Source organism: Bartonella sp. W8167, assembly GCF_016100335.1.
GTDB classification, from domain to species: Bacteria; Pseudomonadota; Alphaproteobacteria; order Rhizobiales; family Rhizobiaceae; genus Bartonella; species Bartonella apis.
In genome coordinates, this window is sequence record NZ_JACFSQ010000002.1 from 39,439 (window position 1) to 59,508 (window position 20,070).

The window sequence follows — 20,070 nt, forward strand, 5'->3', positions numbered from 1 at the left end:
GTTAGCAATGGGAACAAAACAAAATGCTTATCTCGAATATTTTACCCGCGACGGCGATCGGTGGGACAGTTTGGCCTACCGGTTTTATGGTGATATTCGTTTGCAAAACAAACTTATTGAAGAAAACCGCTCGCTTTTTAATGGCTTTGCCGTGCCAGCAATTTTGCCAGCCGGAATGACATTAAAGATCCCGCTTTTAACAAAAAGAACGACTGTTGATGATCGTTTATTGCCGCCTTGGAAGCGTTCGAGAGGGCTATGATAAATTCTATAAGAAAACCGGCATTTTTCGTCAAATATCAGTCTTTGGACGTGACGGCAGAATTTGGCGGCTACACGACTGAAATTGATTATACAGATAATCGTCACGGCGAAAGCGACGAATGTCAGTTGACCATGCATAATTCGGACGGCCAATGGATGGGCGCTTATGCGCCATCAGATGGCGACGTTATGGAAGTCTGGTATGGCTATGATGACGAACAAGTTTTTGCCGGTCGCTTTACAGTGGACGAATGGTCGGTTTCTGGTGATAGCGGCGGAGACACAATCACAATAAAGGCATTGGCAACTCCCAAAACAGATGCCTTACGTACTCCCAATACAGTTGCCTATGAAGATCAGAACCTTTCGGATATCGTGGATAAGATTGCAACCAAACATAATCTTGAAGTCGAAGGCGAGATTGAAGACATACACTTTGATCGCGTGACCCAAAATGACGAGCGTGATTTGGAATTTTTGAAACGTTTAGCTGATGATTACGGCCATTATTTTTCAGTCAAAGGCAAAACGCTTGTATTTACTTCTCGTGACGGTTTGCGTGCGCGTGACCCGGTGTTTACCATTGATCGAATTGCTCATATCGGGCAGCTCTTGAAAAGCTATGAACTTTCATTCGCGGACCACAAAGCCGCTAAAAAAGCACAGGTCAAATATAGTCACCCGCGACGTAAGTCATTGGTTGGTGCCGAGGCATCGAGTGTCGATGACTTGGGTCTGGTTACCGAATCCGGCGATGTTGTCAAACTGGATGTGCGTGTTGAAAATGAGGAACAGGCAAAACGGTTGGCAAAAAGCCGTCTTGATAAAAAGAATGCACAAAAGATAACCGGTTCTTTGACGCTTGTTGGTTTGCCAACGCTTGTTGCTGGAGCCGTGATCGAACTTACCAGTTTTGGTGTCTTTGATGGTCGTTATCTCATTGTAAAAAGTGAACATAAGCAAAATCGCTCAGGCTATGAAACAACGATTGAACTCGAACACGCGACAGGCAAAAATATCAAAGACGGTAAAGCCATAAAAAAGAAAGCGAAGAAAAAAGGAAATAGTGCCAAGCCGTCAATTACCGATGGTGTTGATGATTTAGGTGAAGTCAAAGCTGACGGAAGTATTGTCAAATGAAAAGCAACTTTCGCAATGGAATTGTCAGGCAAGTCGATAGCAAACGTGGCCTTGCCCGCGTCGAATTTACCGACCAGGATGGTGTGACCAGCTGGTGGCTTAACGTCAATCAGCAAGTCACAAGTGACAGCAAGTCCTATGCGATGCCCGAGGTTGGGGCTCAGGTGAATTGCCTGACAGATGATCGGGGTGAAGAAGGCACAATTTTAGGTGCGATGTATTCAGATGTCGATCAACCACCAACAGATAACGCCAATCTTGTGATGAAACAAATGAAGGGCGGCCGCAAAGAAGTTTACGACAAAGAAAGTGGCACTTATAATGTTAAACAAACAGCCCCCTACACAATCGAGATCGGAGCTGCAAAGGTCGAGATTACAGCAAATTCAATCAGTCTTACAGTGGGCGGAGCTGGCCTTGTTATCGGCGGTGATGGCACGGTGAAGTCAACCGGCAACTTCTCGCAAAATGGTGACGCCGAATTCAAAAACGGTACTTTGCGCCATAATAATAAGAACGTCGGTTCGGATCATCACCACTCCGGCGTGCACACCGGCGACGGCCAAACGGGTGATCCTCTGCCATAATATCGAAAACGTCACGGGCAACATGCCCGTGTTTTTCATGCTGCTCATGTGCATAAATTTGGCGCATGATTGATCGAAGCGAAATCACATTTGTTCACTGGCAAAAAAGCCTTGTTGCAAAAAATGGCGACTTGGCTTCCGGTGAAATTGCGACCGATTTTTCAGATATAGAACAGGAAATAACGATACTCCTGAATACCATGATTGGCTCGGTGCCAACCAATCCACCCAAAGGTGTTGATTTGATGCCGCTTATTGATTTGCCCTCGGTAGAAGCAACACCATTGATCTGCCAAAAAATATGGGACGCCATCACGGCGTGGATCACGCGCATAGAAGTTGGAACAGTCGTGGCAACGCCCCTTGATGTTCATCATTGGAAAGTCACGATTCCATGGCGACCGAAAAATAGCGTTCTTGAAGACTTCCGGAATTTTGACGTCAATATAAAGCTGGGACATGGGGGCATTTATGCGAACTGATCGTCCTGGTACTTATAGTTTGGAAGCGCTGGCAACCACACCGACGCCACAAATATATGAAACCGACCCGATCAAAATACGCGACCGGATGATCGACTATTTTGAAAAGCAAACGGGGCGCAAATTATATAACGCACAAGTCGAAATGTACCTCATTGAAACCTGGGCTTATGGGCTTTCTCTGGCGATGCAGGAGTCACAGGCGCAGGCGCTCGATTATCTTGTTGCATATGCAAGTGAAAGCGGCTTGACCGAACTTGCCGCAAACCGTTGGACACCGCGTTTGCCTGCATCTAAGGCCAGCGTATTGTTGACATTTTCATTGACCGATCGGCGCAATCAGAACGTTCTCATTCCGGCTGGCACACGCGTTAGAGGTGGCAATGGCAATGACATCTTTCTAACGCAAGACGACGCGATCATCGGTGCCGGTCAAACAGCCGTTGATGTTTTAGCGTTGGCCGATATCGCTGGTGCACGGCCAAATGACCTTAAGGCGCAAAGCATCACCTCTTTGCTTGATCCCATTGCCGGTGTTGCTGTGACAAATAACAGCGCGCCTGATGGCGGCTCAGATATAGAACCGCTTGAAGCTTGGCGCTTGCGCATTGCCAACGCGCCGGAGCGTATCAGCCGCGCAGGCCCCGCCGATGGCTATCGTGAAACCGTGATGGGGGTTTCTAGCCAGATCGTTGATTGTGCGATCGTGCGGCCGCAACCTTGTTTTATCGACATTTACGTTTTGACCGCCGAAGGTGATGCAGGAGCCGCCTTAAAAAACCAGGTTTTTGCCGCATTAGACCCCGAAACGATCAGACCGCTTGGCGACCAAGTGACGATGAAAAATTGTGATGCCCTCACATGCGCCCCGCATGTCGTCATTTATTGCCGTGCGGCCGCTGGCGTTATCGAAGCCCAAGCCAAGACATTGGTTGACAACGTTAAAACCGCATGGCGCGAAAGGCTGGGTGGCATTATCGCACCGTCCGATTTGGCTGACCCAATCAAGCATATTGGCGGCGTCCTCGATGTAGATGTGCAGAATCTTGTCTTTCAGCAATTGCAGCCATGGCAATTTATGGCCAAGGCCGACGTGACCATTGAAATGAGGCTCACCGATGGCTGATGAAAGCAAGACCCGCCTTGACCCGAAAACATTGCCGCCTGCCGTGCGTGATGCTTTTAACGTGCCATTGATGGAGGCCTCGGCCGCGCTTTTGGATGGCGTTGATTTTCGGCTGGTTCTGGCCGAATTTATTGACACCGCACCCGCTGCCAGTCTACCGGCGCTCACCAGAGAATTGTCCCTCGAGGACTTGATTGAACCTGGATTGTCAGAAACTATCCAAAGGCGGCTTCTAAAACGTTGGTATGAAATCCATGAAGCTAAAGGGACGCTATACGGTATACGCCTGGTACTTTCACTTTTAGGGATGCAAGTACGTTGGACGCAGTGGTATGAACGCGAGCCGAAAGGACAGCCTGGCACACACCGCGCCGTGGTGTTTCCTCGAGAGGCAATTTTTGACGCACAGGACGTTTTGCTGGATCCACGGATGCAGAAGATCGCACGGCGTGCCATCGAGAATTACGCACGAAAAAGCCAATTCGTTGAAATGTTCATAGGGCTTTCAAACCAGAACACTATCCATCCGGTCGTAGTTTCTCAACAATCGCGAAAAATCCGTATTAATGGCCCGCAATTGGGCAATCAGAAACATAGTATCCATTCATATATAGGCGGCGGTGCATACGCCTTTAAGCGCACTCGCGTATTGGCAAAAGGAGGCCTTTATGGCTGATAAGAATAACCAACGTTACTTCACACTTCTAACCGACAAGGGAAAGTATAAGATCGCGGCCGCAGCGGCGAATAAGGGCCAAGTTGTTTTTACAAGTTTTGCTATCGGTGACGGAAACGGCGTCGAAACCAATCCCTTGCCAAGCGACACTGGTCTTATGAATGAAGTTTGGCGTGGACAATTAGACTCAGTCGTAACTGATCCCAAAAATCCTGCGGCTATTATTATTAATGCCATCATCCCGCACAATGTTGGCGGCTTTTGGATGCGTGAATTTGGTCTCTTTGACTTCGACGGTGATATGTTGGCGGTCGTAAAACCGGCACCATACTACAAAGCCACGAGCGCCGAGGGCCAGTTGGAAGATGTCTATTATGAATTCCAACTGGTTATTGGTGAGCAGGCACAAGTCGTTGTGCTGGTTGACCCGTCCATTCTTTGGGCGACCCGTGAATATGTCGAGACGCGCCGCATTCCAGCTTGGCAATTGATGAATACGCCATGGCTACCGGTTAAGGCCTTGGATATTACCACCCCGCCGAGCAGCAACAATCAGGGTGATACTTATGTTATTCCCACCGGTGCAAAAGGTGACTGGAAAGACAAGGGCGGACAGATAGCCGAATGGACTGGGCAAAAATGGCTTTTTTCTAATTCTCGCGACGGGCATGGCATCGGGCTTCCAGATGGTTCCATCTTTATCAAGATCGCCGGCGTCTATGTACCATTAACAGATCTGTTCGATAAACGGTATTCCAGACTAACCACCCCGCCAACCGACACCTATTATGTTTCGCCGGACGGCGACGACAAGAATACCGGCTTTTCGCTAAAGGAAAGCTTTCGAACGATTGATGGTGCGATCAAGGCGCTGATCGAACGGTATATGACATCAAAAACGATTAATTTAATTGTTGCGCCGGGCGGCACATACGATGGTTTTTCTGTCCCCCCGTCATTTATTGGTGGTTGGCGCATTTCCGGAAATGTTAACACCCCCGACCAGGTTATTATAGATGCGACAAAAACAAGTATGCGCGGGGCGAACATTGCAACGGATGGCGTGATTCTTGAAGGGTTAACTGTCAGGGCAAATTTTGAGTGCATCTATTACACGGGCGGCAACAATTTGTATATCAAAGACTGCCATCTCCTTATGGCTGGCGTAAATTCGACCGCGCTTGCTAGTTACAATGGCAATATTGCGGTTGCCGGCAATTGCAAAATAACCGGCACGGGCTTGGCGGCTTTATATGCAAGAAAAGGCGAAATACGTCTAGGCGTGACGGAATTGGCTGATATTCAAACCAGTCGCATTGAGTACAACTGTTCTGTTTCTGTTGCAAATGTTTATGCGGCAGCTAATGGTCTTGTATATATAGACCCCGGCCGCACTATGTTGGAAGGGACCTGCAACGGGCGACGCTTCGTCGCAAATACGAATGGTGTGATTATGCTTAATGGGCAAAACGCCAATTTCATTCCCGGCGACATCGAAGGTATGACGGCCACGGGTGGTGTTATTTCATAATAATTTATAATAATGCAAGGTCAGCAAATGTTTAGAGCAGATAATTGGTATTGGATATCCAGCGATCGGCCCCGGGTTTATTCAAGCAGCCGACAAGCCGTTGTGGACGAAAAAGACAAAGATTTTTCGGCATGGAAAGCCGCCGGAAATTTACCGACGTCGTGGCCAAAAAACGAAGATGGGAAAGAAACGGATGAAGCTTTGGCAGAGGTTTTGGCCGGTTATGGTCTTCGAATGTTTCCACAAACGTTGGATGAAACAAAAGAAGCATTAAAAGCGCGGGTTGATGTCGCCGCAGAAAAAGAACGTCTTAAATACATAACGAACGGCGTCGGGCAGTCGATGACGTACACCGAAAAGTTTAATCAAGCAGTTGACTATTCGAAAAAATATGCGGCTCATATAGCCGATCCGAAAAATGTAACGACGCCCGATGAAAATGAATATCCATTATTACGAGCAAGCATTGGAATTGACGGGTCTTCAATGATTGAAGTGGCTGAAACGGTAACCTATGCTTTTGCAATTTGGGAAAAGATTGGTGCTGCTATTGAAGGCATTCGGTTAAAAGCAAAAGCTGCTATTGCCGATGCGAAAACAGAGGAAGCCGCACAGGCAGTCTTTGCCTCAATCAAATGGCCAAATGCATTGTCGGCCTGAATGTGCGTCAGAATGATGATGAGTGAAAGGGTAATCTAACGCACGCTGTCTCAAATATCATGTGAATCTGTCTCAAAAATCGTGGCGCGCTACACTGTTATGATTAGTTTTTCTGTCACCTTTATCTATGGAAACCGACGACAGACGACAAAAAAGAAAATGAAATAACACAATCAAAAGATCATAAAATCAAGGTGGTGCCGCATGCCGGAATCGAACCAGCGACCCCATCATTACGAATGACGTGCTCTACCAACTGAGCTAATGCGGCACAGAGTCTTGTTCTTATAACAGAACCGGTAACGGGTGATAGCTAAAAGCTTGACCGAAAGCAAGCATGCAATTCTGTCTTTCGATGTTTTTCATAATTAACTCACAAAGCGCAGTTATAACACAAGCAATTTTTAAAAAATCAACAATAGATTTGGTTTGCCAATTACCCTGCTGTTGCTTATTCTGCCACCCGATAAATGGACAAGAAGGAGAATTATTCGTTGGCTAATGCCGAGCAAGCCATCCGCAATGCATTGCTAAAAATCGATTCAAGCAATGTTGCTCAACGGCGCCGCGTCTATGAATCTGCGTGGAACGCACATGAACGTGCATTGCTTTCCAGCCACGGTTTAAATGACGTTACCCGCACAAAGCGGCGTGATGCATTGATGCAGATTATCCGTGCAATTGAAAGTGATTACGTTGCCACGGAGATGAACAGAGCCGATAAAGAAACTCACGATCTTGCTTCTGAAGGCCCTGAAGACCAGATAAAAATTGAAGTCAATGGTGCAACCAATCTCGAAGACACGACCTTGCACCGTGCATCGGCAAGGCGGCGTTCCAAAATTCTCCTTATTGTCGCCCCGAGTATTCTTGCGATTATCATGATAATCGGCTTTACCGGATGGTCGTTTTTCAACAGTCTTTCGGGACGTGCTATTATCGAACATCGTAAAGAGGCAATCGAACAGAACCAGCGCACCAATACGGTCGTTCCTTTTCGCAAGGAAGCAGATAACGACGGCAGCTGGATAAAATTTTTCTACCCTGGAGATGCAACAGCCATCACCACCTATGGACAAGCATCTGTTTCGATAAAAGATGACGGGGGCATCCCTTACACCCATATTACTGCAAAAAGCGATGAAGATGTTGTTGTCGTTGAGATTGGCGCCGGAGCATTATCGAATTTGCGCGGCAAAAAGGCTATGATCGATATCAATGCAAGGGGTGATGGCACAAAGCCGGGCCAGATGAGTATAACTTGCGACCTTGGAAATAACGCCGATTGTGGTAGACGTCGTTTTGAAGTTCCTGTTAACCGTAATGACCTTCTGTTCGAGGTGACAATTCCGGCAGAAGGTAACGGTCCGGCTAAAATATATCTGACAAGCGACCTTCTGGGCGAAGGCAGCGGTATTGATATTTACGGAATGAAGATCAAAGCAGCGGACTGAGATTTATGGCACAAGAACCGATTGCAGTAGATGAAGCACTCATCGAATCCGTGGTGCGTACATTTTATGGACGGGTAAGAAAAGATCATATACTCGGTCCTATTTTTGAAGAACATATCCGTGATTGGGAGCCCCATTTACAAAATATGTTCGCCTTCTGGTCATCGGTTATGCTGCATACCAACCGGTATAACGGCCGCCCTATGCCCAAGCATGTCGTTTTACCTATTGATGCTATGCATTTTGACCATTGGCTGGAAATTTTTAAAAAAACCGTTGATGAACTTTGCCTGAAGGAAGATGCCGAATTGTTCATGAAAAAAGCAACCCAGATTGCTCATAGCCTTGAACTGGGTCTTGCCTCAAACAATAAAGTTCTTTTAAAACCCGGCGAACGTTTCATCAGAAATAAGGATCACACATTGTGATTGAAAAAGATCGTCTTACCGAAGTGGAAATAAAACTTGCCGAACAGGAGCGGCTCGTCGACGAGCTTTCCTCTGTTCTTGCTGAACAATGGAAAACAATCGACCAAATGGATAAAAAATTAACAGCCCTGACCAAACGTTTTCTTGAACTTGAAGAACAAAGCCAGCCCGACATTCCTGTTACCCGGCCACCCCATTGGTAAAACATCGGGTAAAATTTGCCTGAAATTATTGAAGCCGAGCGCCGCTTGAACGACATCTGTTATCCACATGCATCGGGAAAAATGCCACTCGCCATCTTTTTCGTCGGCAATAACGGGTTTGAAAATTTGTTTAACCTTATTTGCTGATGACCAATCGGTGCAGGCGGAAAATGTTTTCCAAACATCTTAAAATATTGCGGAAAGCCAGCCGACCCAAAGATTGAAACCGCGACAGACACCTCCAGGGAAAAAGATTAAGCCCACAATCGCGAGTATGACGTTATCGTGCCATAGCGCTTCTACGACATGCGTCCCGAGCAGGAATGTGAACGAGTTCCATATAAAAAATAATATAACGTCAACTGTGTTACGCATCTTTAGTCCGTCAAGATTCAATAACATTCAGCCTATCAAAAGCACAAATAATATATGCAAAAATTATTGATTACTCTGAATTCAAATTTTTGTTTTTGACTAAATCTCATCTGAAATCGACGCTATTTTCCCTGTGATTGGCAAGGTCGAGCCATGAACTTTTAGAAAATTTGCCGGGAAAATAACGTGCACAATTTGTTCAACTGCGACCAATCGGAAAGCATGTCGTACGTTAAAATTCCGTTCGTTGGCGATTTTTGAAACTATTTCACGTTTCTTACAAAGTTCAAACACCCGAATAGGATCCAAATTTTTGTGAAATAGTTTTCTGCGCATTGGTAAAGTATAGACCAAAATAATGCCATCCCGCCCTTTAAGGGAAGGCTGATTTTTAATAGAGTTTTGAAGTTTGGTTTTAAATGTCGGTTGCTCTCATAGAATAGGGCAAGAAACACCGGTCCCCTTCAATCCGCAATAACCATTCGGGTTTTTGGCGAGATATTGTTGGTGATAATCTTCAGCGAAATAGAACGGCCCTTCTAACGCAATTTCGGTTGTAATCGGCCCCAATCCTTTTGATTGAAGTGCTTTTTCAAATTGTTGTTTGCTTTTTTTTGCTATTTCCAAATCATGTTCATTAGAAAGATAGAGAGCCGAACGGTAATTGTTACCTATGTCATTTCCCTGTCGCATGCCTTGTGTGGGATCATGTTGTTCCCAGAAAGTTTTCAATATTTCATCAAGATGAAGTATCGTCGGATCATAGACAACAAGTACCGCTTCTGTATGACCTGTTTTACCGGTACAAACTTCTTCATAGGTTGGATTAGGTGTAAAGCCGCCTGTGTAACCGGCTGCCGTCACGTAAACGCCCGGAATTTTCCAGAATAGCCGTTCAACGCCCCAGAAACAGCCCATTGCAACAATAATATGATGCATATTTTCAGGATATGGCCCCTTGAGGTTGTGCCCATTGACATAGTGGGTTTTAGCGGTTGCAATCGGCTCACTCCTGCCAACGAGTGCATCGTTTTTTTCCGGCATTTTGAGTTTTTCCGAAAGTGACAAAAGATCAAACATTTTCTTCACCATAGTTTGCATTATCAAAATGGGCTTCGCGATCATAGCCGAAAACATAAAAGACCAACGCGAAAACGGCAAAAACGATCCATGTCGGGCAAAGGCCGACAATTTTTGCTGCTACAGGTAAATATGGAGATGAAAGATGCGAAATAAAGTTGTCAAATTCCTGCGTACCCATTGAAAAAACAAACGATATTGTAGAGCCGATGGGGAGAAACAAGACTTCGGAAGCGCCGACTGAATGGGCAGCATCAATGACGAGAGTTATAATCGTTAGAACAAGAAACAGATAAGAAATGAAGCGAAATAACCGGCGGATCAAACGCACAAGAACAATTCCTTATTGATAACGATTTCAGGCCTGCTGCTTGAAATCGGATACAGTCTTAAAAAAACACACCCCATATGGCTCGTTTATTTATAATCAAACAGGCTCGCGTTTGTCGATAAGCTTATCGGGATGGGCAAAATTGATGAGCCTTTGTCGGTCGGTGAAAACAATTCGCGACCCGTCGACATTAACGCCATGTTTTGCGACAGTTGCAAATGCCCGTGACAGGTTTTCCGGTGTCATGCCAAGCTTGTAGGCGAGCAGTTTTTTCTCAAACGGAATATCGATATAATTGGCTTCAACCTGTGTATCGGCTTCCGCCAGAATCCAATTAGCCAATCTCTCGCTCCCATTTCTCAATTTCTGGTTTTTCAACTCCTTGATGGTCATACGATAGCGACGTGAAAGTTCGCGAACAACTGCATGCATGAAAGCTGTGTCATTGTCGATTGCCTCTCTGAAGCGGGCTGAAGGGATCATCAAAACCTGTGCTTCGGTCAATGTCCGGGCTGATTGCAAACACACATCATCGTTCAAAATGGCCGCCAGAATGAACAGACTTACCGGTTGGATAATGTCGAGAATTGTCTCTCGTCCGAAGCTCGTCGCATACATTTCAACCTGACCATCAACAAGGATATAGAGAAAATCCTGCATGGCGTTTTCGTTGACGAGAACCACTCCCGGAGGAAAGCGTTGAAAAAAACCCGGGCCAATTAAAGAATCGAATGTTTTGTCACTTGCTTGCGAAAAAATATCGAGATTTTGAATTTTTAAACGATCTTCTGATCTCATATTGTTCCTCTAATTAACATTTTTATTTTTTGCCTTAGCATCTATCAAGTGTAGCAAAGCAATATTTCAAGGCGTCATCATCATTATTTTAAAATAAGCTTTTCTTTTATTTTAAATAAAACTCATTTGATTTTGATCAAGGTGCCCTATTTCACTCATTACTACATACCCCCTCGACAAAAAGGAAGAATTTATCTGGTGGTAAAAATGGAACAAACTGACACCCCGATCAAAGGCTCTTCAGAAGCGTTATGGCTGAGCTCGTTAGCCTTTACTGTATGTTTTGCGGTATGGACAATTTTTTCAATTATCGGAATTGCAATCCAGAAAAAATTGGGTTTGAGCCAATCCGAACTCGGACTTCTCATAGCCACGCCCGTCCTCACCGGTTCGCTCGTGCGTATTCCACTTGGCATCTGGACTGAACAGATCGGTGGGCGCATTATTTTCGTATTATCGATGTTGGCTTCGGCTTTATCGACGTTTCTGCTCACTTTTGCCCACACCTATACATGGATGTTGATAGCAGCCCTTGGCATCGGTATTGCCGGCGGCACATTCTCGGTTGGCGTTGCTTATGTTTCGCGCTGGTTCAGTGCGAAAAAGCAAGGCCTTGCACTTGGTATTTTCGGTGCAGGCAATGTCGGTGCAGCCGTTACGAAACTTGGCGCTCCATGGGTGATGAGCTGGTGGGGAAGCTGGGAAGGCGTGGCCTATATATGGGCGCTCGTTCTCGTTATCACGGCTGTGATCTTTTGGCTCTTTACCTCCGACGATCCCGTGCTTGTCGAACAGCGCCGGTTGGGCATCAAGCCGCAAAGCGCTTTGCTTGAACTTGCACCTTTGAAGAAACTGCAAGTTTGGCGTTTTTCCTTCTATTATTTCTTCGTATTCGGTGGATATATCGCTTTGGCAACGTGGTTGCCGCACTATCTGCAGGATGTTTATTCCATCGATCTGTGGCTTGCCGGCGTTATTGCTGCACTCTATTCGATACCCGCATCGCTCTTCCGTGCCTATGGCGGTTATCTTTCTGATAAATATGGAGCACGCCGTGTCATGTATTGGACACTCACAATGTGTACAATTACATGCTTCATCCTCTCCTATCCTCCAACACAGTACACGGTTGAAACTGCCAAAGGTCCATTTACCTTTACATTTGCGATCAGCCTTGTAGGTTTTGCCATTGTCGTTGCCATACTCGGTTTCTTCATGGCTCTCGGGAAAGCTGCCGTTTATAAGCATATTCCCGTTTATTACCCGAAAAGCGTCGGTGCTGTTGGCGGTCTCGTCGGCATGATGGGCGGACTTGGCGGATTTATCCTGCCGATCCTTTTCGGTGAAGTCCTCGACATCACCGGAATCTATTCAACCTGCTTCATGATTTTATTCGTCATTTCACTTGCGGCACTCATCTGGATGCATGTTTCGATCCTACTGATGAACCACCGCAAATTGGTAGAGCTCGGGCAAAAAACGCCTGAATTTCAGGAGTAATTCGCATGTCCAATCAAATCAATAAAGGTTACGTGTTAACCGAATGGAATCCCGAAGATAGCAGTTTCTGGAATAATTACGGGCGCAAAATTGCCAACAAGAATCTTTGGTTGTCTATTCCGGCTCTGCTTTTGGCTTTTGCCGTGTGGCAGGTCTGGTCGGTAGTTGTGGCCGAATTGCCGCGTGCCGGTTTCAAATTCAGTTCGACACAATTGTTCTGGCTTACCGCTTTACCGGGACTTTCCGGCGCAACACTTCGTATTTTCTATTCCTTTATGGTGCCGATATTCGGTGGCCGTCGCTGGACGGCACTGACAACCGCTTCATTGTTGATACCGGCACTTGGAATCGGTTTTGCTGTCCAAGACGTCAATACCCCCTATTGGGTGATGGCGCTTCTCGCACTGTTATGCGGCTTCGGTGGAGGAAACTTTTCTTCTTCCATGTCGAATATCTCGTTTTTTTACCCGAAAGCCGAAAAGGGTAAAGCCAGCGGCCTTAATGCCGGTTTGGGCAATCTCGGTGTTTCGGTTGTGCAATTTGTTGTCCCGCTCGTTATTGCCACCAATGCCTTCGGCTGGTTGGGCGGTCACCCGCTCACAGTGACGCAAGCGGACGGTTCCACTTCCGAGCTCTGGCTACAGAACGGTGCTTTCGTGTTCGTTCCCTTCATTGCTTTATCAGCGATATGCTGCTGGTTCGGAATGAACGACATTGCCGATGCCAAGGCTTCATTTTCCGATCAGGCCATTATTTTCAAACGCAAAGATAACTGGTTGATGTGCGTTCTCTACATGGGAACTTTTGGCTCGTTCATCGGTTTTTCTGCTGCATTCCCACTTTTGATGCGGTTGACTTTTCCGGATGTGAACGTGTTGCACTATGTATTCTTGGGACCACTCATCTCAGCACTTGCACGTGCGGGATTTGGCGGCGTAAGCGACAAAATCGGCGGTGGCCGTGTAACCTTCTGGGCATTTATCCTGATGATGCTTGCTCTGGGTGCTGCACTTTATTTTGTTGCAAATCCCGGTAGTGCCATCGCTTTCCCCGGTTTCTTTGCTGCATTCATGGTTTTGTTCTTTGCAACCGGTGTCGGCAATGCTTCGACCTTCCAGATGATACCGGTTATTATGAGCCGTGTTATCGACAAGTCCATGCCAAACGCCACGGAAGAACAAAAACGCCATCAAAGCGACCGTGAATCGGCTGCAATTACCGGCTTTACCGCCGCCATTGCTGCCTATGCTTTCTTTCTTATTCCCGTAAGTTTTGCACTTTCCAAAGATGCAACGGGTGGCCCGCAAGCCGCACTTTGGGGATTTATGATTTTTTACGTTATTTGCCTCGCCATCACATGGTTCTGTTACATCCGTAACGGTGCAATTCTCCATGTCGAAGGTCGTCGGACACAAAAATAACGCTGCAAGTTAAGGAGACCATTGATGAGTCTACTACTCGACCGCCTGAATTTTCTGGCACGAAAAAAACAACCGTTTTCTCATGGACATGGTGTTACAACTGATGAAAACCGCTCATGGGAAGACGCTTATCGCAAACGCTGGCAATATGACAAAATCGTGCGCTCGACCCACGGTGTCAATTGCACCGGCTCGTGCTCTTGGAAAATCTATGTCAAGGGTGGCATTGTCACTTGGGAAACCCAGCAGACCGATTATCCTCGTACCCGCCCCGATCTTCCCAACCATGAACCACGTGGATGTCCGCGGGGCGCAAGCTATAGCTGGTATATGTATTCGGCAAACCGCGTAAAATATCCGCTGATCCGTTCGCGTCTTATCAAATTGTGGCGCAAGGAACGCGTGGTAAAAACACCGGTCGGTGCATGGGCTGCTATTCAGGAAAATCCCGAAAAGCGGGCCGAATACCAGAAAGTACGCGGGCTTGGCGGCTTTGTTCGCTCTACATGGGACGAAGTCAACGAGATTATCGCTGCTGCCAATTCTTACACAATCAAGAAATATGGCCCTGACCGGATTATCGGCTTTTCGCCGATTCCGGCAATGTCCATGGTCTCCTATGCTTCCGGTTCGCGTTACCTGTCACTTCTGGGCGGCGTGTGCATGTCTTTCTATGACTGGTATTGCGACTTGCCGCCTGCTTCACCCATGACATGGGGTGAACAGACGGATGTGCCTGAATCTGCCGACTGGTATAATGCCGGCTTCCTTATGCTTTGGGGCTCCAACGTGCCGCAAACCCGCACGCCGGACGCGCATTTTTATTCGGAAGCCCGCTATAAAGGCACAAAATCGGTGGTTGTTTCACCCGATTATTCGGAAGCAAGCAAGTTTGCCGATCTCTGGCTCCATCCCAAGCAAGGAACCGACGCTGCTCTTGCCATGGCGCTTGGCCACGTTATTTTGCGCGAATTCCATCTGGAACGTCAGGCCGAATATTTTGAAGATTATTGCCAGCGCTACACAGATATGCCGATGCTCGTCAGACTGGTTAGCAAAAATGGCCACTTCATTCCCGACCGGTTGCTCCGCGCTTCCGACTTTGCCGACAAGCTCGGTGAAACCAATAATCCCGAATGGAAGACTGTCGCCGTTGATATGAAAAGCGGTGAATATGTTGCGCCACTCGGTTCTTCCGGTTTCCGTTGGGGTGAAAAAGGCAAATGGAACCTTGAATCGAAAGATGGCAAGGGCCGTGATGTCACATTGGAAATGAGCTTCATGCTTGAAGGCGAGCATGACACTGTTGCCGATGTCGATTTCCCCTATTTTGCAAGTCGCGAACACAGTTTCGATGACGGCACCGATCATGAGAGCATCCTCACACGCAAAGTCCCTGCCCGCAAATTGAAATTGCCGGAAGGCGAGGTTGTCGTCGCTACCGTTTTTGACCTGTTTGTTGCCAATTACGGCTTGGAACGCGGTTTCAAAGACAAAAACTGTGCAAGCTCTTATGATGAAAATATTCCTTATACTCCCGCATGGGCAGAAAAGATCACGGGCGTTTCGCGCGACAAAATCATAACAGTCGCACGGGAATTTGCCCGCAATGCCGAAAAGACCAAAGGTCGCTCGATGGTTATTCTCGGTGCCGGTATCAATCACTGGTACCATATGGATATGAACTATCGCGGCATTATCAATATGCTCGTTATGTGCGGTTGTATCGGTCAATCCGGCGGCGGCTGGAGCCACTATGTAGGACAGGAAAAATTGCGCCCGCAAACCGGTTGGGCTCCGCTTGCATTCGGTCTTGACTGGTCGCGCCCACCCCGCCAGATGAATGGTACGTCGTTTTTCTATGCCCATACCGATCAATGGCGCTATGAAACTGTGAAAGTGAGCGAATTGTTGTCGCCAACTGCGCCCGAAGGGCCGTGGGATGGTGCATTGATCGACTATAATATCCGTGCCGAACGCATGGGATGGTTGCCATCGGCACCGCAATTGAAAGCAAATCCGATCAACCTTGCTAGAGAAGCTGAAGCTGCCGGTAAAGGCCCGAAGGATTATATCGTCGACGGTCTGAAATCGGGCAGCCTGCAAATGTCGTGCGAAGATCCGGATGATCCGTTAAACTGGCCACGCAATATGTTTGTCTGGCGCTCGAACATTCTCGGTTCATCAGGTAAGGGACACGAATATTTCCTTAAACACTTCCTTGGCACAGCCAATGGCGTGTTGGGCAAGGATTTGGGAGATCAGGGACGGGTCGAGACCAAAGAAGCTGTCTGGCATGATGAAGCGCCGGAAGGCAAACTTGATCTTCTCGTAACACTCGATTTCCGTATGTCTACAACCTGTGTCTATTCCGATATCGTGCTGCCGACTGCAACATGGTATGAAAAGAATGACCTTAACACATCGGACATGCACCCCTTCATCCACCCGCTTTCAAGCGCGGTTGATCCGGCTTGGGAGGCAAGATGCGACTGGGATATTTTCAAAGGCCTTGCCGAGAAATTCTCCGAAGTATCGAAAGAAGTTCTGGGTGTTGAAAAAGATGTCGTTTTGACACCGAGCCAGCACGATACCGCGGGCGAGCTTGGTCAGCCATTCGATGTCAAGGATTGGAAAAAAGGCGAAATCGAACCTATTCCCGGCAAAACAATGCCGGCCATTGCAGTGGTTGAACGCGACTATCCGAATATCTACAAGCGTTTTACCGCCCTTGGTCCTTTGATGAAAAAGGTCGGCAATGGTGGGAAAGGCATCAATTGGAAAACCGAAGAGGAAGTCGATCTCGTCGGCCGTATCAATGGCGTTGTTGAAGATGAGGGTGCCACAAAAGGCATGCCAAGCATTGCAACCGATATTGATGCAACCGAAGTCATTTTGACCCTTGCACCGGAAACCAATGGTGAAGTTGCTGTCAAGGCATGGGAAGCTTTGGGTGAACATACGGGACGCGACCATACGCATCTGGCACTGCCCAAGGAAGACGAGAAGATCCGTTATCGCGACATTGTTGCCCAGCCGCGTAAAATCATTTCGTCACCTACTTGGTCCGGTCTTGAATCAGAAAAAGTCTGTTATAATGCCGGCTATACCAATGTTCACGAATTGATCCCGTGGCGCACCATAACAGGTCGTCAGCAACTTTATCAGGATCATTTGTGGATGCGTGCCTTTGGTGAAGGTTTCTGCGTTTATCGCCCGCCGATCGACACCAAAACGGTGACAACAGCGATTGAAGCCAAGGCCGGTGACAAGCCGCATCTGATTTTGAACTTTATAACCCCGCACCAGAAATGGGGTATCCATTCGACCTATTCCGACAATCTGTTGATGTTGACTTTGAACAGAGGCGGACCGGTCGTCTGGATTTCGGAAAACGACGCTCAAAAGGCCGGTATTGTGGATAATGACTGGGTGGAAGCTTTCAATGCCAACGGTTCGCTTGTTGCCCGTGTCATCGTTTCACAGCGCATGAAAGACGGAACGGTCTTCATGTATCATGCCCAGGAAAAAATCGTGAATGTTCCAGGCTCGCCTTTAACCAAACAACGCGGAGGGATCCATAACTCGGTGACCCGCGTTATTACCAAACCGACCCATATGATCGGCGGCTATGTCCAGCAATCATACGGTTTCAATTATTACGGCACTGTCGGCGCCAATCGCGACGAGTTTGTGGTGGTGCGCAAACTTGACCATGTCGATTGGATGGATGGTGAAGAAAATTCAGCAATGAAGGAGGCCGCAGAATGAAGGTTCGCGCGCAAATAGGTATGGTTCTGAACCTCGATAAATGCATCGGTTGCCATACCTGCTCTGTCACCTGCAAGAATGTCTGGACGAACCGTGAAGGCGTTGAATATGCCTGGTTCAACAATGTCGAGACCAAACCCGGCATCGGTTTTCCCAAAGATTGGGAAAACCAGAAACGCTGGAACGGCGGCTGGATCAGAAAATCGAATGGCAAGATACGTCCGCGCATGGGCGCAAAGTGGCGTGTTCTTTCCAAAATTTTTGCCAATCCCGATTTGCCGGAAATTGACGATTATTATGAACCGTTCGATTTCGATTACGAGCATTTGCAAACGGCAAAAGAGTCAAAAACCATGCCGGTTGCCCGTCCGCGCTCCAAGATTACCGGCGAGCGCATGGAAAAAATCAAATGGGGCCCGAATTGGGAAGATGTCCTTGGTGGCGAATTTTCCAAACGCTCCGAAGATTACAATTTTGCCAATGTCGAAAAAGAAATTTACGGCGAATTTGAAAATACATTCATGATGTATTTGCCGCGTCTTTGCGAACATTGCCTTAACCCTGCCTGCGTGGCCGTTTGCCCTTCAGGTGCGATTTATAAGCGCGAGGATGACGGTATTGTTCTCATTGATCAGGAAAAATGCCGCGGCTGGCGTATGTGCGTTTCCGGCTGTCCGTATAAGAAGATCTATTTCAACTGGTCTTCCGGCAAATCGGAAAAATGCATTTTCTGCTATCCGCGCATCGAAAGCGGTATGCCGACAGTTTGTTCGGAAACTTGTGTCGGGCGTATCCGTTATCTTGGTGTGATGCTTTATGATGCCGACAAGATTTCCGATGCTGCTGCTACAGAAGGCGAACAGGATCTTTATGAGGAACAATTGAAGATTTTCCTTGATCCGAATGATCCTGCTGTTATCGAACAGGCACGCAAGGATGGTGTAAGTGACGAGTGGATTGAAGCTGCCCAACATTCGCCTGTCTATCAAATGGCGATGAAATGGAAAGTGGCCTTTCCGCTTCACCCTGAATATCGCACTTTGCCGATGGTCTGGTATATTCCGCCGCTTTCGCCGCTGCAATCGGCAGCCGAAGCCGGCAAGCTTGCAATGGACGATTTTATTCCCAATGTCCGTTCGTTGCGCATACCCGTGCGTTACCTTGCCAATTTGTTGACGGCCGGAAAAGAAGCACCGATTGTTTCGGCACTTGAACGTATGCTTGCCATGCGTGCTTATATGCGTGCGAAATCTGTCGACGGTGAATATCGTCCGGAATATGCCGAAAAAGTCGGCATGACACCTGAAATGATCGAACACATGTATCAGGTCATGGCGATAGCCAATTATGAAGACCGTTTTGTCATTCCGACATCCCACCGTGAAGTGAGTGAAGATGCCTATGATCTGCGTGGGTCTTGCGGCTTTTCATTCGGCAACGGATGTTCGGGCGGCAATTCAAAAGGTGATCTTTTCGGTTCAAAGGGTAAGAAAGTCGTCACAACCCCGACGGACTTATTGAAGGAGAGCGCGTAATGAATTCCGATCTCAAAATCATTTCCTTACTTTTAAGCTATCCGGAAGAAGAATTGCAGCAATCGGGCAATCTTATCAGAGCAACGCTCGATCAGCTTTCCGATCTTGATGCGTCAGAAATTGTCGGCCTGAAAAGTCTGGTCTCGGCAATTTCCGATCGCGACATTTACGAAGTGCAAGAAGACTACGTTTTGCTTTTTGACAGAACGCGGTCTTTGTCGCTCCATCTTTTTGAACATGTTTACGGCGAAAACCGCGATCGCGGACAGGCTATGGTCGACCTCAAGGACATGTATGACCAGGCCGGTTTTGAAATCGACGTTCACGAAATGCCGGATTATCTGCCGATGTTTCTGGAATTTCTGTCAACAAGAAGTGACGAGGAAGCACGCCATCTTCTCGGCGAAACTTTGCACATCATTTCCGCAATCCGGCAGAGACTGCAAAAACGCGGGTCGGTTTATGCTGCCGCTTTTGTAGCACTTGAAAGTCTGTCCGGCAAACGAGCCGACGAGGCGCTAACAGCCGAAATCATCAACCGCAAAGAAGATGACCCTAATGACCTTGAGGCTCTCGACCGCATCTGGGAAGAGGAAGCCATTACTTTCGGTGGCAACCAGGGTGAAAACGATTGCGGGCCCGACCGGTTAAAACGTCGCATCCGTGCCCAGCACCGCGATGCTTCTGCGCAAATTTAAGGATAGATAG

The 20,070-nt window shown here is 47.4% G+C and carries 17 protein-coding genes, 1 tRNA gene and 1 pseudogene; 15 read left to right on the forward strand and 4 right to left on the reverse strand.

The window, feature by feature from the left end:
• Positions 1 to 7: 7 nt before the first annotated feature.
• The 8 genes from H3V12_RS06910 (at position 8) to H3V12_RS06945 (ending at position 6,466) form a co-directional block, all read left to right on the forward strand.
• Positions 8 to 262: a tail protein X gene (locus H3V12_RS06910; RefSeq protein WP_198214019.1), complete on the forward strand. Its 255-nt coding sequence runs from the start codon at positions 8 to 10 to the stop codon at positions 260 to 262.
• A complete protein-coding gene (locus tag H3V12_RS06915) occupies positions 259 to 1,404 on the forward strand; it encodes a contractile injection system protein, VgrG/Pvc8 family (RefSeq protein WP_198214021.1) in 1,146 nt (381 codons plus the stop codon). Before H3V12_RS06910 ends, H3V12_RS06915 begins: the two co-directional genes overlap by 4 nt.
• Positions 1,401 to 1,991 (forward strand): phage baseplate assembly protein V, encoded by a 591-nt coding sequence (locus tag H3V12_RS06920; protein ID WP_198214023.1) that lies wholly within the window; start codon positions 1,401 to 1,403, stop codon positions 1,989 to 1,991. Before H3V12_RS06915 ends, H3V12_RS06920 begins: the two co-directional genes overlap by 4 nt.
• A 65-nt stretch (positions 1,992 to 2,056) precedes the next feature.
• On the forward strand, positions 2,057 to 2,473 hold the full coding sequence (locus H3V12_RS06925; protein ID WP_198214025.1) for a GPW/gp25 family protein: 417 nt from the start codon (positions 2,057 to 2,059) through the stop codon (positions 2,471 to 2,473).
• On the forward strand, positions 2,463 to 3,599 hold the full coding sequence (locus H3V12_RS06930) for a baseplate J/gp47 family protein (protein ID WP_198214027.1): 1,137 nt from the start codon (positions 2,463 to 2,465) through the stop codon (positions 3,597 to 3,599). Before H3V12_RS06925 ends, H3V12_RS06930 begins: the two co-directional genes overlap by 11 nt.
• Positions 3,592 to 4,275, forward strand: a complete 684-nt coding sequence (locus tag H3V12_RS06935) for a phage tail protein I (RefSeq protein WP_198214029.1) — start codon at positions 3,592 to 3,594, stop codon at positions 4,273 to 4,275. Before H3V12_RS06930 ends, H3V12_RS06935 begins: the two co-directional genes overlap by 8 nt.
• A complete protein-coding gene (locus tag H3V12_RS06940) occupies positions 4,268 to 5,806 on the forward strand; it encodes a phage tail protein (RefSeq protein WP_198214030.1) in 1,539 nt (512 codons plus the stop codon). The genes H3V12_RS06935 and H3V12_RS06940 overlap by 8 nt, the downstream gene beginning before the upstream one ends.
• A 102-nt stretch (positions 5,807 to 5,908) precedes the next feature.
• A complete protein-coding gene (locus H3V12_RS06945) occupies positions 5,909 to 6,466 on the forward strand; it encodes a hypothetical protein (protein WP_198214032.1) in 558 nt (185 codons plus the stop codon).
• A 195-nt stretch (positions 6,467 to 6,661) separates the two neighbouring features.
• Here the strand turns inward: H3V12_RS06945 and H3V12_RS06950 are convergent.
• Positions 6,662 to 6,737: transfer RNA gene (locus tag H3V12_RS06950), tRNA-Thr, on the reverse strand.
• Between the two features lie 223 nt (positions 6,738 to 6,960).
• Here H3V12_RS06950 and H3V12_RS06955 point away from each other — a divergent pair.
• From H3V12_RS06955 to H3V12_RS06965, 3 genes are read left to right on the forward strand one after another with little or no spacing between them, the layout of a single operon-like run.
• Positions 6,961 to 7,920: a hypothetical protein gene (locus H3V12_RS06955; RefSeq protein WP_198214034.1), complete on the forward strand. Its 960-nt coding sequence runs from the start codon at positions 6,961 to 6,963 to the stop codon at positions 7,918 to 7,920.
• Positions 7,921 to 7,925: 5 nt separating this feature from the next.
• Positions 7,926 to 8,348, forward strand: a complete 423-nt coding sequence (locus tag H3V12_RS06960) for a group III truncated hemoglobin (protein WP_198214036.1) — start codon at positions 7,926 to 7,928, stop codon at positions 8,346 to 8,348.
• Positions 8,345 to 8,551, forward strand: a complete 207-nt coding sequence (locus H3V12_RS06965; protein WP_178391769.1) for a SlyX family protein — start codon at positions 8,345 to 8,347, stop codon at positions 8,549 to 8,551. The genes H3V12_RS06960 and H3V12_RS06965 overlap by 4 nt, the downstream gene beginning before the upstream one ends.
• 807 nt (positions 8,552 to 9,358) lie before the next feature.
• Here the strand turns inward: H3V12_RS06965 and msrA are convergent.
• The 3 genes from msrA to H3V12_RS06980 all read right to left on the reverse strand — a co-directional run bounded on the left by msrA (position 9,359) and on the right by H3V12_RS06980 (position 11,135).
• Positions 9,359 to 10,006 (reverse strand): peptide-methionine (S)-S-oxide reductase MsrA, encoded by a 648-nt coding sequence (gene msrA, locus H3V12_RS06970; RefSeq protein WP_198214038.1) that lies wholly within the window; start codon positions 10,004 to 10,006, stop codon positions 9,359 to 9,361.
• Positions 9,999 to 10,337 carry a hypothetical protein gene (locus H3V12_RS06975; RefSeq protein WP_198214040.1) on the reverse strand — a complete coding sequence of 113 codons (339 nt, stop codon included), beginning with the start codon at positions 10,335 to 10,337 and terminating at the stop codon, positions 9,999 to 10,001. The genes msrA and H3V12_RS06975 overlap by 8 nt, the downstream gene beginning before the upstream one ends.
• Positions 10,338 to 10,433: 96 nt before the next feature.
• Entirely contained in the window at positions 10,434 to 11,135 is a 702-nt protein-coding gene (locus tag H3V12_RS06980) for a cyclic nucleotide-binding domain-containing protein (protein WP_198214042.1), read from the reverse strand.
• A gap of 207 nt (positions 11,136 to 11,342) precedes the next feature.
• Between H3V12_RS06980 and H3V12_RS11275 the strand changes: the two are divergent.
• From H3V12_RS11275 to narJ, 4 genes and pseudogenes are all read left to right on the forward strand, one after another.
• Positions 11,343 to 14,056: pseudogene (locus H3V12_RS11275) on the forward strand (MFS transporter).
• Positions 14,057 to 14,080: 24 nt separating this feature from the next.
• Entirely contained in the window at positions 14,081 to 17,827 is a 3,747-nt protein-coding gene (locus tag H3V12_RS06995; RefSeq protein ID WP_198214048.1) for a nitrate reductase subunit alpha, read from the forward strand.
• Positions 17,824 to 19,362 (forward strand): nitrate reductase subunit beta, encoded by a 1,539-nt coding sequence (narH, locus tag H3V12_RS07000; protein WP_075869795.1) that lies wholly within the window; start codon positions 17,824 to 17,826, stop codon positions 19,360 to 19,362. Before H3V12_RS06995 ends, narH begins: the two co-directional genes overlap by 4 nt.
• A complete protein-coding gene (gene narJ / locus H3V12_RS07005; protein ID WP_198214050.1) occupies positions 19,362 to 20,060 on the forward strand; it encodes a nitrate reductase molybdenum cofactor assembly chaperone in 699 nt (232 codons plus the stop codon). The genes narH and narJ overlap by 1 nt, the downstream gene beginning before the upstream one ends.
• Positions 20,061 to 20,070: the final 10 nt, after the last annotated feature.